The sequence below is a fragment of the Asanoa ferruginea genome, from assembly GCF_003387075.1.
GTDB lineage: Bacteria > Actinomycetota > Actinomycetes > Mycobacteriales > Micromonosporaceae > Asanoa > Asanoa ferruginea.
This window is the reverse complement of the sequence record NZ_QUMQ01000001.1, coordinates 8,835,200-8,849,343: the sequence shown is the minus strand read 5'-3', so window position 1 is coordinate 8,849,343 and position 14,144 is coordinate 8,835,200. Positions and strand designations below refer to the sequence as shown.

16 protein-coding genes are annotated in these 14,144 nt (G+C 70.1%); 7 read left to right on the top strand and 9 right to left on the bottom strand.

Annotation, left to right across the window (positions count from 1 at the left end; all coding sequences use genetic code 11):
• Position 1: 1 nt before the first annotated feature.
• Positions 2–1,141, bottom strand: coding sequence for a cysteine desulfurase family protein (locus DFJ67_RS41150; RefSeq protein WP_116077255.1), 1,140 nt, complete (start codon positions 1,139–1,141; stop codon positions 2–4).
• 111 nt (positions 1,142–1,252) lie between these two features.
• Here DFJ67_RS41150 and ctaC point away from each other — a divergent pair, with 111 nt between their 5' ends.
• Positions 1,253–2,176 carry an aa3-type cytochrome oxidase subunit II gene (gene ctaC / locus DFJ67_RS41145; protein ID WP_116075045.1) on the top strand — a complete coding sequence of 308 codons (924 nt, stop codon included), beginning with the start codon at positions 1,253–1,255 and terminating at the stop codon, positions 2,174–2,176.
• A 9-nt stretch (positions 2,177–2,185) separates the two neighbouring features.
• The gene (locus DFJ67_RS41140) at positions 2,186–2,611 is read left to right on the top strand and encodes a cytochrome c oxidase subunit 4 (protein WP_116075043.1); all 426 of its coding nucleotides are present in this window, start codon (positions 2,186–2,188) and stop codon (positions 2,609–2,611) included.
• A 1,221-nt stretch (positions 2,612–3,832) separates the two neighbouring features.
• Here DFJ67_RS41140 and trpD read toward each other — a convergent pair.
• From trpD to DFJ67_RS41125, 3 genes are read right to left on the bottom strand one after another with little or no spacing between them, the layout of a single operon-like run.
• Positions 3,833–4,894, bottom strand: coding sequence for an anthranilate phosphoribosyltransferase (trpD, locus tag DFJ67_RS41135; RefSeq protein WP_116075041.1), 1,062 nt, complete (start codon positions 4,892–4,894; stop codon positions 3,833–3,835).
• A 41-nt stretch (positions 4,895–4,935) separates the two neighbouring features.
• Positions 4,936–5,352 (bottom strand): response regulator, encoded by a 417-nt coding sequence (locus DFJ67_RS41130; protein ID WP_116075039.1) that lies wholly within the window; start codon positions 5,350–5,352, stop codon positions 4,936–4,938.
• Between the two features lie 18 nt (positions 5,353–5,370).
• Complete coding sequence (locus DFJ67_RS41125) at positions 5,371–6,294, bottom strand: cytochrome c oxidase assembly protein (RefSeq protein WP_116075037.1); 924 nt, start codon at positions 6,292–6,294, stop codon at positions 5,371–5,373.
• A 103-nt stretch (positions 6,295–6,397) separates the two neighbouring features.
• On the opposite strand from DFJ67_RS41125, the gene ctaE reads away from it, so the two are divergent.
• The 5 genes from ctaE to DFJ67_RS41100 all read left to right on the top strand — a co-directional run bounded on the left by ctaE (position 6,398) and on the right by DFJ67_RS41100 (position 10,997).
• Complete coding sequence (ctaE, locus tag DFJ67_RS41120) at positions 6,398–6,997, top strand: aa3-type cytochrome oxidase subunit III (RefSeq protein WP_116075035.1); 600 nt, start codon at positions 6,398–6,400, stop codon at positions 6,995–6,997.
• 73 nt (positions 6,998–7,070) lie between these two features.
• Positions 7,071–7,901, top strand: a complete 831-nt coding sequence (gene qcrC / locus DFJ67_RS41115) for a cytochrome bc1 complex diheme cytochrome c subunit (RefSeq protein ID WP_116075033.1) — start codon at positions 7,071–7,073, stop codon at positions 7,899–7,901.
• Entirely contained in the window at positions 7,898–9,034 is a 1,137-nt protein-coding gene (gene qcrA, locus DFJ67_RS41110; protein ID WP_116075031.1) for a cytochrome bc1 complex Rieske iron-sulfur subunit, read from the top strand. The genes qcrC and qcrA overlap by 4 nt, the downstream gene beginning before the upstream one ends.
• Entirely contained in the window at positions 9,031–10,647 is a 1,617-nt protein-coding gene (gene qcrB, locus DFJ67_RS41105) for a cytochrome bc1 complex cytochrome b subunit (RefSeq protein WP_116075029.1), read from the top strand. Before qcrA ends, qcrB begins: the two co-directional genes overlap by 4 nt.
• 167 nt (positions 10,648–10,814) lie before the next feature.
• A complete protein-coding gene (locus DFJ67_RS41100; protein WP_116075027.1) occupies positions 10,815–10,997 on the top strand; it encodes a hypothetical protein in 183 nt (60 codons plus the stop codon).
• Between the two features lie 11 nt (positions 10,998–11,008).
• Here DFJ67_RS41100 and DFJ67_RS41095 read toward each other — a convergent pair whose 3' ends face one another.
• The 5 genes from DFJ67_RS41095 to DFJ67_RS41075 form a co-directional block, all read right to left on the bottom strand.
• Positions 11,009–11,515, bottom strand: a complete 507-nt coding sequence (locus DFJ67_RS41095) for an SRPBCC family protein (RefSeq protein WP_116075025.1) — start codon at positions 11,513–11,515, stop codon at positions 11,009–11,011.
• A gap of 108 nt (positions 11,516–11,623) precedes the next feature.
• Entirely contained in the window at positions 11,624–12,445 is an 822-nt protein-coding gene (locus DFJ67_RS41090; RefSeq protein ID WP_239097185.1) for an alpha/beta hydrolase family protein, read from the bottom strand.
• Positions 12,432–12,719: an Lrp/AsnC family transcriptional regulator gene (locus DFJ67_RS41085; protein WP_116075023.1), complete on the bottom strand. Its 288-nt coding sequence runs from the start codon at positions 12,717–12,719 to the stop codon at positions 12,432–12,434. Before DFJ67_RS41085 ends, DFJ67_RS41090 begins: the two co-directional genes overlap by 14 nt.
• Positions 12,720–12,752: 33 nt before the next feature.
• Positions 12,753–13,568, bottom strand: a complete 816-nt coding sequence (locus DFJ67_RS41080) for a nucleotidyltransferase family protein (RefSeq protein WP_116075021.1) — start codon at positions 13,566–13,568, stop codon at positions 12,753–12,755.
• Positions 13,561–14,130: an NUDIX domain-containing protein gene (locus DFJ67_RS41075; RefSeq protein WP_116075019.1), complete on the bottom strand. Its 570-nt coding sequence runs from the start codon at positions 14,128–14,130 to the stop codon at positions 13,561–13,563. Before DFJ67_RS41075 ends, DFJ67_RS41080 begins: the two co-directional genes overlap by 8 nt.
• Positions 14,131–14,144 lie beyond the last annotated feature (14 nt).

Below are 14,144 nucleotides of genomic sequence, written 5' to 3'. Positions count from 1 at the left end.
ATCACAGATTCCCCACCCCCGCCTCGGCGCGCAGGTCGGCGACGACGCCCGGCAACTCGGCCAGGAAGCGGTCGACCTCGGCATCCGTGCTGTCCCGGTGCAGCGAGATCCGTACGTTGCCGTGCGACAGCACACCCATCGCGACCAGCACGTGGCTCGGCGTCAGCGTCGAGCTCGTGCACGAAGAGCCGGAGGAGACGGCGAAGCCGCGCCGGTCGAGCGCGTGCAGCAGCGCCTCGCCGTCGACGTAGAGACAGGAGAACGTCACCAGGTGTGGCAGCCGGTCGACCGGATCGCCGACCACCTCCACATCGGGCACCGTGGCGGCCACCGTGGACCGGATCCGGTCGACCAGCGCCCGGTGCCGCTCCGCCAGCGCGGCCGCCTCCGTGGTCGCCGCCCGCAGCGAGGCTGCGGCCGCCACGATCGCCGGCAGGTCGGCGGTGCGGTCGGTGCGGTCGTCGGTCGGGCCCGGCAGCAGAAAACGAGTGCCCTTGCGCACAACCAACAGCCCGACCCCGGGCGGTCCGCCCCATTTGTGGGCACTCGCGGTGAGCAGCGACCAACCCTCCGGCACCGGCACCCGGCCGACCGACTGCGCGGCGTCCACATAGAGCGGCACACCGTGCTGGCCACACGCCTCAGCCGCTGCCGCGACCGGCTGCACGGTGCCGACCTCATGGCTGGCAGTGATCAGCGCGGCGAGCGCGGTGCCGGGTCGTGCGACGGCCGCCGTGAACGCCTCGAGGTCGATCCGGCCGGACCGGTCGACACCGACCTCGTGCACGCGGCCGCCCGCGGCGACGTGCTGCTCAGCGGCGTGCAGCACGGCCGAATGCTCGATCGCGGAGTGCGCGAAACCGCTGCCCACGCGGGCCCGGCCGGCCAGTCCGCCGAGCACGGCCGCGTGCGCCGCCGCGGTGCCGCCGGCGGTGAACGACAGCTCGTCCGGGCGTACCCCCAGCGCATCTGCCGTTGCCCCTCTGGCCGCGTCGAGCAACTGGCGGGCCCGCCGGGCGCGGGAATAGAGCCGGGCCGGATCGGCCCAGCCGTCGTCGAGCGCCGCCGCGAATGCCTGCCGTGCGGCCGGGTGCAGCGGTGCCGCGCTCGCGGTGTCGAAGTAGGCCTCGGTAACCCCCACGATCAAACGTTATCCCCGGCGCCGCGCCGACCCCCGGAGCGCTATGCGGACCTTGGTCGAGTAATCTGCGACCGTCGGTGACGGCAGGTACGAGAGGGGCAGGACCACAAGGTGTCCGCTAAGCGTTCGAAAGCGCGGCCGGCAGTCGTCCGGTTGGCCGCCTTCGCCGTCACCGGTGCGGTGCTGGTGCTGCTGTCCGGTTGCGACGTCGGCAGTCACGTCGACGGTTTCGGTTGGCCGCAGAATGGCATCACCGAGCAGTCCAAGCGGATGTACGACCTGTGGATCGGCTCGGTTGTCGCGGCGCTGATCGTCGGTGTCTTCGTCTGGGGCCTGATCTTCTGGTGCGTGATCCGCTACCGCAAGCGTGGCGAGAAGCTGCCGGTGCAGACCCGGTTCAACATGCCGATGGAGTTCCTCTACACCATCGCTCCGGTGCTGGTCGTGTCGGTGCTCTTCTACTACACGGCGATCGTGCAGACCGACATCAACCGCACGACCACCAACCCGGCCGTGACCGTCGAGGTCGAGGCGTTCAAGTGGAACTGGCAGTTCAACTACCAGGACGGCCCGACCGAGGGCAGCCGGGTTGGCAAGACCGTCACGTCCACCCTGGGCACCACCGAGATCATCCCGGTGCTGGTGCTGCCGACCGGCCGCACGATCCGGTTCGAGGAGACCAGCCGCGACGTCATCCACTCGTTCTGGGTGCCCGAGCTGCTGTTCAAGCGAGACGTGTTCCCGGGCAACGTGCGCAACGTCTTCGAGGTCACGATCGACCAGACGGGCGCCTACGTCGGCCGCTGCGCGGAACTCTGCGGCACCTACCACTCGATGATGAACTTCGAGCTGCGCGCCGTCTCCGGCGCCGACTACGACAAGTTCCTCGCGGCGAAGCAGGCCGGCCAGAGCACCCAGCAGGCCCTCCAGTCGATCGGCCAGGACCCGCTGGCGTCGACTACGTCGCCCTTCCCGACGCGACGTGACCAGTCGAACTTCAACCCGGGCGGCACCGCCGCCGGCACGGGGAGCTGAGAGGCCGCCATGCGCACCGAATGGAAACTGTTCAGCGTCATCTCGGCGTTCCTGTTCGCCGCCACGTTCGTGTACGCGTTCTGGACCAACGCACAGACCCAGGGCATCGACTGGGTGGGCACGGTCGCGCTGGCGCTGAGCTTCCTGCTCACAACGATGTGCGGCGGCTTCTTCTGGTTCGTCAGCCGCCGCATCGAGCCGCGCCCGGAAGACCGCTCCGACGGCGAGATCGCCGACGGCGCGGGCGAGATCGGCTTCTTCAGCCCGGGCAGCTACTGGCCGTTCGGGATCGCCCTGGCCGCCACGATCGCGGGCCTCGGCCTGGTGTTCTGGCAGGTGTGGCTCCTGGCCATCGGCCTGATCTCCGTCATCATGACCGCCTGCGGCCTGATCTTCGAGTACTACACCGGCACCCGCCGCACCGCGGAGCACTGAGCTTCTTCTTAAAGGCCGGCCCCTTATCGGGCCGGCCTTTTTCTTTGCCCGGGTCCGCTTCGGTCCGGACCGCTGCTCCCGCCGGGGATCGCTTCGCTTGCCTGGTCCGCGGTTTGATGCGGGGCTTCGCCCCGGACCCCACCGGGGCGCTGCCCCGGCCCCGGCCGCTCGAAGAAGATGCCAGCCCGTGGGGGCGGATCTCCTCGTCGGGCTTCGCTTAGGGCACCAGGATCTGCGGATGGGGACAAGGTCGTTCGTCCAGTAGGGCGCTCCACCTTGTCCCCATCCGCAGATCCTGGTTTGTGGGCTGCGCCCGACGAGGAGATCCGCCCTACAGTGCGGGTTGGTGTGTGGTTCTGCTTGACGCTGCCGGCGGGGTGCGACGAAATGTGCGGCGTCTGCCGCGACTCACCGCCACCCGCCACGACCTCGCGTTCGCATTGCCGCTGGGCTGCCTCGCGCGGCCTGCGCCCGAGCGGGCGGCACGACGAGCCGCTTGCCTCGAGCGCCACCGCCCCGCGCGGCTGCGTCGGGCGAGCCGCACACACGAACCGCGGGCTCGCGCCCGCCGGCTCGCGCCTTGCGCGGCTGCGTCGGGCGACCCGCACACACGGAGACGGCTCGCGCCTCGCGCGCCGCCGCCTCCGTGCGGCTGCGTCGGGCGAGCCGCAAGCACGAACCGCCGGCTCGCGCTTTGCTCGGCTGCGTCGGGCGATCCCCAAACACGAGCCGCCGGCTTGCGCCCGCCGGCTTGCGCCCGCCGCTTCGCGCGCGGCCCCGTGCTTAGCGGCTCGCTCCGAGCGGCGTGCCCGGAGCATGCCGCACTGTGCAGCCGCGGGCTTCGCGCGCCGCTGACTTCGCGTGGCCTGGGCACCAGCGCCGGCTATAACGGCGTGGCGGAATCGACACGCCGGGCCTACACGAGATCTAGGAAAATGGATGTAGCTATAGCTACATCCATTTTCCTAGATCTGCAGAATCGGCCGCCGCGGCCCGCTGTGATTGGCGTCCAACACGATTCGCCACGTGTTCTTGATCATGTGTGTCGGGTCTGGGTGGTCCAGGGACTCTGTCGTGATCAGGTGTGCCCGATCTGCGCGAGACGCCGGGCTGGGTGTTGATGAGCTGCAAATGATCATGCGGAGGCGACGTTCCGGCGCTGATCGGATGCAAACGATCACCGACCGTCAGGCCGAGCCGGCCGCCGCCAGGCCCCGCGGGCTACAGGCCTTCGGCGCGGGCAACCTTCGCGACCGACACCCAGTGGTCCAGGAGGGTCGCTGCCGCGCCGGTGTCGACTGCCGTGGCCACGCGGTCCAATGCGGCTGCCAGAGCCGGCTCCAGGTCGCTGGTGGCGCCGGCGTGTGCGACCAGCGCGGCCGCGGCGTTGATCAGGGTGGCGTCGCGGACCGGGCCCTTTTCGCCGGCGAATACGCGGCGGGCCGCGTCGGCGTTGAAGGTGGCGTCGCCGCCGCGTAGGTCGCCGGGCTCTGAGCGGGGGAGACCCAGGTCGACCGTGTCCAGGCGGGTCTCGTGGACCGCGCCCTCGCGGGCCACCCACACCCGGGTGGGCGCTGCCGTGCTGATCTCGTCGAGGCCGTCTTCGCCGCGGACCACCAGCACCGAGTCGCCGCGGGCCGCGAACACCGCGGCCATTACCGGCGCCATCCGGTCGTCGAAGCAGCCGACCAGGCCGGAGCGCGGCCGCGCCGGGTTGCTCAGGGGGCCCAGGAAGTTGAAGGCGGTGGGTACGCCGATCTCGCGCCGGGTCGGGCCGGCGTGCCGCATGCCCGGGTGGAAGCGGGCCGCGAAGCAGAAGCCGATGCCTGCCTCAGTCACGGTGCGGGCCACCCCGGCCGGGCCCAGCTCGAGTGGGATGCCGAAGTGTTCGAGCAGGTCGGCGGTGCCGCACAGGGACGACGCGGCGCGGTTGCCGTGTTTGACGACCCGGACGCCGGCCGAAGCGGCCACGATCGCCGCCATCGTCGAGATGTTGACCGTGTGGGCCCGGTCGCCGCCGGTGCCGACCACGTCGACCGCGTCGGCGCGGATCTCCTCGGGCAGGTCGACGGTGACCGAGGCGGCGAGCATCGCCTCGACCAGGCCGGCCACCTCGCCCGGCGTCTCGCCCTTGGCCCGCAGCGCCATCACGAACGCGGCGATCTGGGCCGGGGTGGCCGCGCCGGCCATGATCTCGCCCATCGCCCAGGCGGTGTCGGGCGTCGCTAGCTCCTCGCCGCGCAGCAGCGCGGTGAGCAGGTGGGGCCAGGTCCGATCGCCCATGCCGGGCCTCCCGTGGCGGGCCAGAGGTGTCGGGTGAAAGGTCAGGCGGCGGTGACCGGGCCGCCGGCCGCGTAGGAACGCAGCATCGCCGCGACGGTGCGGCCGGTCTCGATCGGGTCGAGCGGGAACATCAGGGTGCCCTCGACCTGGGCGTAGGCGGCCAGCCAGCGGTCGGCGGCCCGCGCGATCACCACGCACACGGGCGGGGAGGCGTTGGGGCGGTCGTCCTTGATCTGCCGGGCCAGGCCCAGGCCGCCGGCCGGGGTCGCCTCGCCGTCGAGCAGCATCAGGTCGATCTCGTAGTCGTCGACCAGGCGGACGCAGGCGTCGTAGTCGTCGGCCTCGACGAACTCGACCTGCAGGTCAGCAGCGGGTCGGGTGCCCACGGCCAGGCGCATGCGGTCGCGCACCTTGGGGTCGTCGCTGTAGAGCAGGACGGTGTACGTGCGGTCGGTCATCGAAAGGCTCCCACGTGTTTAGTCGCGCGCCGCCGATCGTACCGTCGCGTCGTTTTGATCTTGAGCCCGCTCCCGGGCCTCCTGGCGATCGAGCTCCCGGTCGACCCGGCGGGCCTCCCGCTCGGAGGCTTTGATCCACTGCACCACCAGCACCGCGATCATCGTCACACTGACGAACTCGCCGCCCGCCCAGAGGATGCCGCCGGCCGCTTTCTGGTCGTCGAACGGGTTGACCCAGTCCAGGTGCAGTGACGGGTAGTAGTCGCCGCCGAGCAGCGTGGTGCTCTGCATGATGGTCAGGCCGAGCACCGTGTGGAACGGCACCGAGAGCAGCATCAGCAGCGCGCGGGCCGGGTAGGGCCAGCGGCCGGGCAGCGGGTCGAGGCCGAGCAGCGGCCAGAAGAACAGGCAGCCGACGAGGATGAAGTGCGCGTGGGTCAGCTCGTGCAGCCAGGTGTGCCGCAGGGTCTGCTCGTAGAGGCCGGTGAAGTAGAGCGCGAACGGCGTGGCGATGAACAGGCCGAACGCCACCAGCGGGAAGGTGAACACCTTGGCGACCCGGCTGTGCACCACGGCGAGCAGCCGGCGACGCGGCGCGCCGTGCAGCGTGCGCAGGGCCAGCGTCATCGGCGCGCCCAGCGCGAGGAAGATCGGCGCGACCATGGAGAGCACCATGTGCTGCACCATGTGGACGGAGAGCAACGTCTCGTCATAGGCGTGCAGGCCACTGACCGTAACCGAGGCGATACCGCCAAGGCCGGGAAACAGGAAGAAAAGCGTGCGCGAGACCGGCCAGCGGTCGCCGCGCGTCCGCAGCTTGTGCACACCGTAGAGGTAGACGCCGGCCGCCACGACCAGCACGACCGCGATCCAGCTATTGAGCCGGATCTCCGTGAAGACCTCCGCCACGCTGAATGGCGGCGGCGTTTCTGCCAGGACCACGTCGTCAGGCTAGTCCGGGGTGGCTTGCGGCAATTTGCCGGGCCGCGACGCGCCGGGCGCACCCCCGCGATCGTCTTCGCTCGTAGGGCGCAATAATGACCGCGTGACTGCGGCCCCAGCGATCGACAAGAGCCGGATCCATTCCCTGACTAGACCAAACATGGTCAGCGTGGGAACCATCGTCTGGCTCTCCAGCGAACTGATGTTCTTCGCGGCTCTGTTCGCGATGTACTTCTCGATCCGCGCCGCGGCGCCACAGCTCTGGGCGGAACATACGCCCGAGTTGAACGTGCCCTACGCGACGACGTTCACGGTCATCCTGGTGCTCTCGTCGATCACCTGCCAGATGGGCGTGTTCGCGGCCGAGCGCGGTGACGTCTTCAAGCTGCGGCAGTGGTTCACCCTGACGTTCCTGATGGGTCTGACCTTCCTGTGCGGCCAGCTCTTCGAATACCACAAGCTGGTCGGCGAAGGCATTAAGATCAACACGGACGGTTACGGCTCCATGTTCTACCTGACCACCGGCTTCCACGGGCTCCACGTGGCCGGCGGTCTCATCGCCTTCATCATCTACATGATCCGGACGACGATGGGGCGCTTCACCCCGGCGCAGGCCACGTCCGCCATCGTCGTGTCCTACTACTGGCACTTCGTCGACGTCGTCTGGATCGGACTCTTCCTCATGATCTACGGTCTCCAGTGATCATGAGCGTCACGTTTCCGACCCCCGCGTCGTCCCAGGGACAAGGTCGCACACCCGTGAAGGACAAAGCCTGATGACATCTCCGCACCGGTCCGGCGGTCTGCTCGCCCGGATGCGCAGTCGGCGCGCCGTGCCGCGGAGCCGGGCCCGCCGCCGGGTGGGTTCGGCCCTCCGGTTGATCGCGGCCCTCGCGCTGGCCGGCGGCCTCTACACCGCGTTCGCACCGGCGATCTCCGCCCAGGACGCGCCGCTGTCGCCGGCCGCCATGGAGGGCAAGGCGCTGTTCGACAACAGCTGCATCAGCTGCCATGGCATGAACGGCCAGGGCATCGAGGGTCGCGGCCCGAGCCTGATCGGCGTCGGCGCCGCCTCGGTCGAATTCCAGGTCGGCACCGGCCGCATGCCGCTCGGCTCGCAGAACGCGCAGGCGCTCGAGAAGCCCCCCGTCTTCGACGAGGAGCAGACCCGGCAGATCGCGCAATACGTGCAGGAGCTCGGCGGTGGCCCGGCGCTTCCGGACGGTGACAACCTGCACTCGGGCGGTGACGTCGCGGCGGGTGGCCAGATCTTCCGGCTCAACTGCTCGTCGTGCCATGCCTTCGGTGGCGGTGGCGGCGCGCTGTCGTCGGGCAAGTTCGCGCCCCGGCTCAGCGACACCACCGACCGGGTCATCTGGGCCGCGATGCTCTCCGGCCCGCAGAACATGCCGGTCTTCGGCGACAACCAGCTCACTCCGGAGCAGAAGCGCGACGTGGTCGCCTATGTGCAGGAGACGCTGAAGGACCGCGACCCGGGCGGCTTCAACCTCGGCCGGCTCGGCCCGACGACGGAGGGCCTGGCGGTCTTCGTCGTAGGCATGACCGCGCTGATCTTCACGGCACTGTGGATTGCGGGGAAGTCATGAGTGTCCAGACCACCGGGTCCAACGGCAACGGCCACGGGTCGTCCGTTCCGGAGGAGATCGATTACGACGACCCGCGTACGACGCGCTTCGAGAAGGTCAAGGCGGCCGCCCGCCAGGACGGCGTCGAGATCGTGCACTACGAGCCGCAATACCCCGAGAAGGGTTCCCGGCTCGAGCGCCGGATGAACCGCACGGTCTCGCTGTTCTTCCTGCTCACCGGCCTGTTCGGCACCGCCTTCGTGGTGCTCTACATCGTCTGGCCCTGGCGCTACAAGACCGGCGACTCGCTTTACAAGCTCTACACGCCGCTGCTCGGCGTGACGCTCGGCCTGATGTTCCTGTTCATCGCGTTCGGCATCCTGACCTGGGGCAAGAAGCTGCTGCCCAAGGAGGTCTCGATCCAGGACCGGCACGACGGCGGCGCCCCCGAGAGCGACCGCCGGGCGGTCGGCCAGACGCTGACCTACATGGTCGAGGAGCTCGGCGTGAAGCGGCGCCCGCTGCTCGGGCTCGCGGCCGCCGCCGGTCTCGCACCGGTCGCGGTGGTGATCGCCGCCCCGATCATCGGTGGCCTGATCAAGAACCCACACGCCGACAACCAGATGTTCACCACCGGTTGGGCGCCGATCAAGGAGCCCAACGGCGGCACCCGGCTGGTCCGGATGACCCGCGACGACGGCACCCCGATCCGCCCGGCCGACGTGAGCGTCGGCGGTCAGATGACGGTCTTCCCCGGCATCCCCGAGGGCGCGACGAACGCACACGCCGACTCGCCGACGCTGCTGATCCACCTGCGGCCCGACGACGCCGCGGTGGCCCGGGCCAGCAACGCGCAGGGCCTGCCGCACGACAGCTACAACCGCACCGGCTTCATGTACGGCGACTTCATCGCGTTCTCGAAGATCTGCACCCACGCGGGTTGCCCGGCGAGCCTCTTCGAGCAGCAGACCAACCGCCTGCTCTGCCCGTGCCACCAGTCGCAGTTCCAAATCACCGAGAACGCCAAGCCCGTGTTCGGCCCCGCGAGCCGGAGCCTTCCGCAGCTTCCGCTCGGGGTGGATGACGAGGGATACTTCGTGGCGAGGTCGGACTACCTGGCTACCGTCGGACCTGACTTCTGGGAGCGGCCGTGAAGCGCCGAAAGATTGACCTGAAGACCCTGCCGGCGAAGGCCGGCAACGAGGTCGAGGACCGGCTCGGCGTAGCCACCCCGCTGCGCGGCATCATCAACAAGGTCTTCCCCGACCACTGGTCGTTCCTGCTGGGCGAGATCGCGCTCTTCTCGTTCATCGTCCTGCTGCTGACCGGCACGTTCCTGACGCTCTTCTTCGAGCCTTCGCTCAAGGAGGTCGTCTACGACGGCAGCTACGCACCGCTGCGCGGCGTGCACATGTCCGCCGCTTACGCGTCGTCGCTCGACCTGTCGTTCGACGTCCGCGGCGGTCTGGTCATGCGCCAGATGCACCACTGGGCCGCGCTGGTCTTCATGGCCGCGATCATCGTGCACATGCTGCGCATCTTCTTCACCGGTGCGTTCCGCAAGCCGCGCGAGATCAACTGGATCATCGGCTCGCTGCTGTTCTGGATCGGCTTCCTCGCCGGCTTCACCGGCTACTCGCTCCCCGACGACGCGCTGTCCGGCACGGGCCTGCGGATCGCCTCGGCGATCCTGCTGTCCATCCCGCTGATCGGCACTTGGGCGACCTCGTCGATCTTCAACGGCGAGTTCCCGGGCGACATCATCATCAGCCGGTTCTTCATCGTCCACGTGCTGCTGATTCCGGCGATCCTGCTGGCGTTGATCACCGTCCACCTGGCGCTGGTGTTCAAGCAGAAGCACACCCAGTGGCCCGGCCCCGGCCGCACCAACACCAACGTGGTCGGCGAGCGGTTCTTCCCGCGCTACACGATCAAGCAGGCCGGCTTCTTCATGGCCGTGGCCGGTGTGATCGCGGTCCTCGCGGGTGTCCTGCAGATCAACCCGATCTGGCTCTTCGGGCCCTACGAGGCCGGTGTCGTCTCGGCGGCGTCCCAGCCCGACTGGTATGTCATGTTCCTCGACGGCTCGACCCGTCTGATGCCGGCCTGGCAGATAAACATCGGCATACCCATCGGCGGCGGCCACGGCTACGTCATTCCACCGATCTTCTGGCCGACGGTGGTGCTGCCTGGAATCTTGACCACGCTGCCGATGATGTATCCGTTCATCGAGGCGCGGCTCAACCGGGACAACAAGATCCACAACCTGCTCCAGCGCCCCCGCGACGTGCCTCAGCGCACCGCACTCGGCGTCATGGCGGTCGTGTTCTTCCTGGTCCTGGTGCTCTCCGGTGGCAACGACGTGATCGCCGACAAGTTCAACATCAGCTTGAACGCGATGACCTGGGCCGGCCGCATCGGCCTGCTGATCCTGCCGCCGCTGTTCTACTGGGTCACCTACCGGATCTGCCTTGGCCTCCAGCAGCACGACCGTGAGGTGCTGGCACACGGCGTCGAGACCGGCATCATCCGCCGCGCTCCCGACGGCCGCTTCTACGAGGTGCACCAGCCGCTCAGCAGCGACCACAAGGAACTGGATTACGCCGGCTGGGTCGTCCCCAAGAAGATGAACCGGCTCGGTGCCCTTGGCCCGTCGCTCAAGGGCTTCTTCCGCCCGCTCGAGCGTCCCGCCGAGGCACCCGTCTCGCCCGGCCACCCGCCGGTCGAGGGTGCGCCGGAGCGGCGCGAGATCGAGGCGAAGCACTAGTTCTCAACCGACGAAAGGCGAGGATCCCCGGCGGATCCTCGCCTTTCGTGCATAAGCGACACGCCGACGCGGTTCCCACGGTGTGGCGTACCCGCGTGGCAGCGTGACCACTGAGCGGTGATGATGGCCGCTCGCGTTCCGGGTTCCGCTCTTCGAAAGGAGACGCCATGCGTGGCGAAGAGGAACTCACCTGTGCCGTGTGCGGCACCGATTTACCGCTCGCGCCTTCCGGCGACGACGACCTGGTCTGCGAAGGCTGCGGCGCCGCACTGGTCATCGCGCCGATGACGGTGTGGCTGAGATCGAGCCGAAAAGGCGGGGTCGCGCCGGAACAGCGGCGCGCGGCCTAGACCGGGCTGGCTCAGGCGGCGGTGGCGGCCTGGGCGAGGCGCTCGACGGCCTGCTGAAACTGCTTGTTCCAGCGGTTGGCGACGAGCGGGCGCACCAGGCCGATGGTGGTGCCGGTGAAGGTCTCGACGTTGCTGATCTGGGTGCCGCCGGTGGCCAGCGGCGTGAACTGCCACGAGTGGCACGACTTCAGGCCGCTCTTGTCGCCGGACCAGCTCACCTGGCGCAGCGTCTCGACATCGTCGAGGGTGACCAGTTGCGTGCTCGTGCCGGCCGGGAACCCCAGCGCCAGCGTCTGGCTGAACTGCGCGTCCTTGACGAAGCCCGGCCGGCTGACCCAGGCGGTCGCCCGGTGCAGCGGTGACCAGCGCGGCCAGGTGGCCAGGTCGCTCCAGACGGCCCAGACCTGCTCCGGAGTGGCCCGGGTGGTGACCGATCCCGCGACGACCAACGTGGACCACCCGGGCCGGGACGCGCCGATGCGGTCGAGACAGAACTGCACGTTGTTGGCCCTCTGCATGATCCAAAGCGTATAGCCGCTGGTCGGACCGGGGATCCGCCGAAATGATCTTCCCCGGCCACGGTCAGGTGGATCTTGCCGGTGTTCGTCGGGCGAAGTCGACGCCCGCTAGCGCAGGGCGGCGAACCAGTCGGCGATCAGGGCGGTGACCGGCTCGGGTGCGCGTACCCACGCGAAATGGGCCGGACGGCCCTCGGCCTCGATCCGCGCGATGCGCTCGCGCCGGACGGTGGCGGCGCGCAGCTTGCCGACCGTGTGGTCGACGGCCGCGTGCGGCGTGTAGATGTCGTGGTCGATGCTGACCGCCAGCACCGGGATGGTCAGCCCGGCGAGCGCGGTGTCGGCGCCCGGGAAGCGACCGGTCCGCGCGGAGCGGGCCCAGTCGAACATCACCCGGCGGGCCTGGCGGCCGCCGAACGACCAACCCGGCCAGACCCGCAGCAGTGCGGCCACCGCGGCGATCCACTGGGTGTAGACGAGGATGGCCAGACCTTGCCGGGGGTACGCGCGCCAGTAGGGCACCGCGGCCGCCACCAGCGCGATGCCGGCGACCGGTGCGTCCGGTGCGGTCGCGAGGTGCAGCAGGCCGGCCTGGCCGCCGAGCGAGTGGCCGACCAGCACGACCGGGCGGTCGGCGTAGTCGGCCTTGAGCGCGTCGACGACCGCGCCCACGTCGTCGGCCAGGTCGGCGTAGCTGTAGCTGGACGCGCGGCTCGGTGGCGGCGTGCTGTCGCCGGTGCCGCGCAGGTCGGCGACCACCACGGCGAAGCCGGCGGCGCCGAGCGACTCGGCCAGCGGCCGGTAGAACCGCCCGGCCGCGCCCATCGCGGGCAGGATCAGCGCGACCGGGGCGGTCGACGACGGCGGCGGGTAGAACCGCAGGGCCAGCCGGTCGGTGCCCCGGTCGACGAACCGGTCAGTCGGACTCACGAAGGCCGATCGCGAAGGCCTCTTCGAGGTCGTGCTGCGAGTAGGCCCGGAAGGCGATGTGCGAGTCGGTGCTGAGCACACCGTCGACCTTGGAGATGCGACCCGCGATCACGTCGGCGATCTGGTCGAACTCGCGGACCCGGACGATGGCGATGAGGTCGACGCCGCCGGCGACGGAGTAGACCTCGCTGACCCCGTCGAGATCGGCGAGCTTCTCGGCCACCTCGGGGATCGAGTCGGCGGCGCAGTCGATCAGGACGATCGCGGTGATCACCGATGGGCTCCTCTCGTCATGCCTGGACGAATGCTAGCGGCCCGCGACGGTCAGGGAACGGCCCGCCCTGATCGCGTGGTCGAGCCGCTCGCCGGCCGCGACGACCGCGCCGGGCCACACGACGCTGTCGGTGACGTCGCCGGCGACCGTCGCGCCCGCGCCGACCACCGACCGGACGCAGCGGCCGGTGACCTCACCCGCGACGAGGTTGCCGCCACCGGCCGCGTGCAGGTTGGCGGCCAGGTAGTCGCGCGGCGTACCCGTGTCGAAGAAGACGCCGTCGAAGGCGACCACCTCCAACTCGCCGGCGGCCTCGGCCGGTCGCCAGACGGTGTGCACGAGTTCGGTCGGGGTCGGTGCGAGGTCGCGTACCCGGCGCCAGGGGAGCAGCGAGAAGCCGACGAACCGGTGCCCGCCGAACAGGCCGGGCCGGCTCTTGTCGGCCACGGGCTGGCCGAGCAGCCGCACGGTCTCGCCATCCCAACCGTCGAGCAGCGTCTGCGGGTCATCGCCGTCCAGGTAGGCGTCGGCGTTGCCGACCAGCACGCCGCGGCCACCGATCCAGTCGCGCAGGTTGCCCAGGCCGCCCGAGGTGCCGAGCGGGTGGTCTGGCTCGACCGAGAGGTGGGCGCGTTCGCCGGTGTGCGCGACCACCTGCGCGCCGAGGTAGCTGGCGTTGACCGCCACGTCGGCGGGACCGGTCAGCCCGAACCCGGCGACCCGCTCCAGCGCGAGATCGAGCAGCGGCGTGTTGCCGACCGGGCAGAGCGCCTTGGGCAGCAGGCTGGTCAGCGGTCGCAGCCGTTGCCCCTCACCGGCCGCGAGCACCACCGCGCACAGGTCAGCCATCGCGCGCTCCCTCTTGCCGCGGCGCGCTGGGCCGCTCCATGCTGGTCGGGTCGTCGGGCGCCACCAGCGGGCCGATGCCGTAGTAGGCGAGCAGCCGCGCGGTCGCCGTGGTCAGCCGCGGCAGGTCGTCGAGCGGGTAGAAGGCGGCCTCGTAGACCTCGGCACCGTCGACCTCGAGCGTGGTCGTCGACGCCGGCACGGACACCTCGAAGACCATGTCGACCCAACCCTTCGCGTGGACGACGGCGTTGGGCGACGCGGGCGTGAGCGCGTGTGGGTCGAGCCGGATGCCGGACTCCTCGGCCAGTTCCCGCGCCGCGCCGACGATGGGCGCCTCGCCGCGCCGCAGCAGGCCGGCCGGCAGCCCCCAGGCCCGCCCCGGCGGCTGGCGCAGCAGCAGCAACCGCCCCGGTGCCGGCGCTTCGGAGTCGCGGACCAGCGTCACCCCGCCCACGATGTATTTGGGTACGAAGGCCCGGACGAGCCGGCGGCGCACCGGGTGGGGCAGCCGGTAGAAAACTCCGTACACGAGGGCGCGCAACGCGCGGGGGCGGGAATCCACGCAACAAGGCTAGA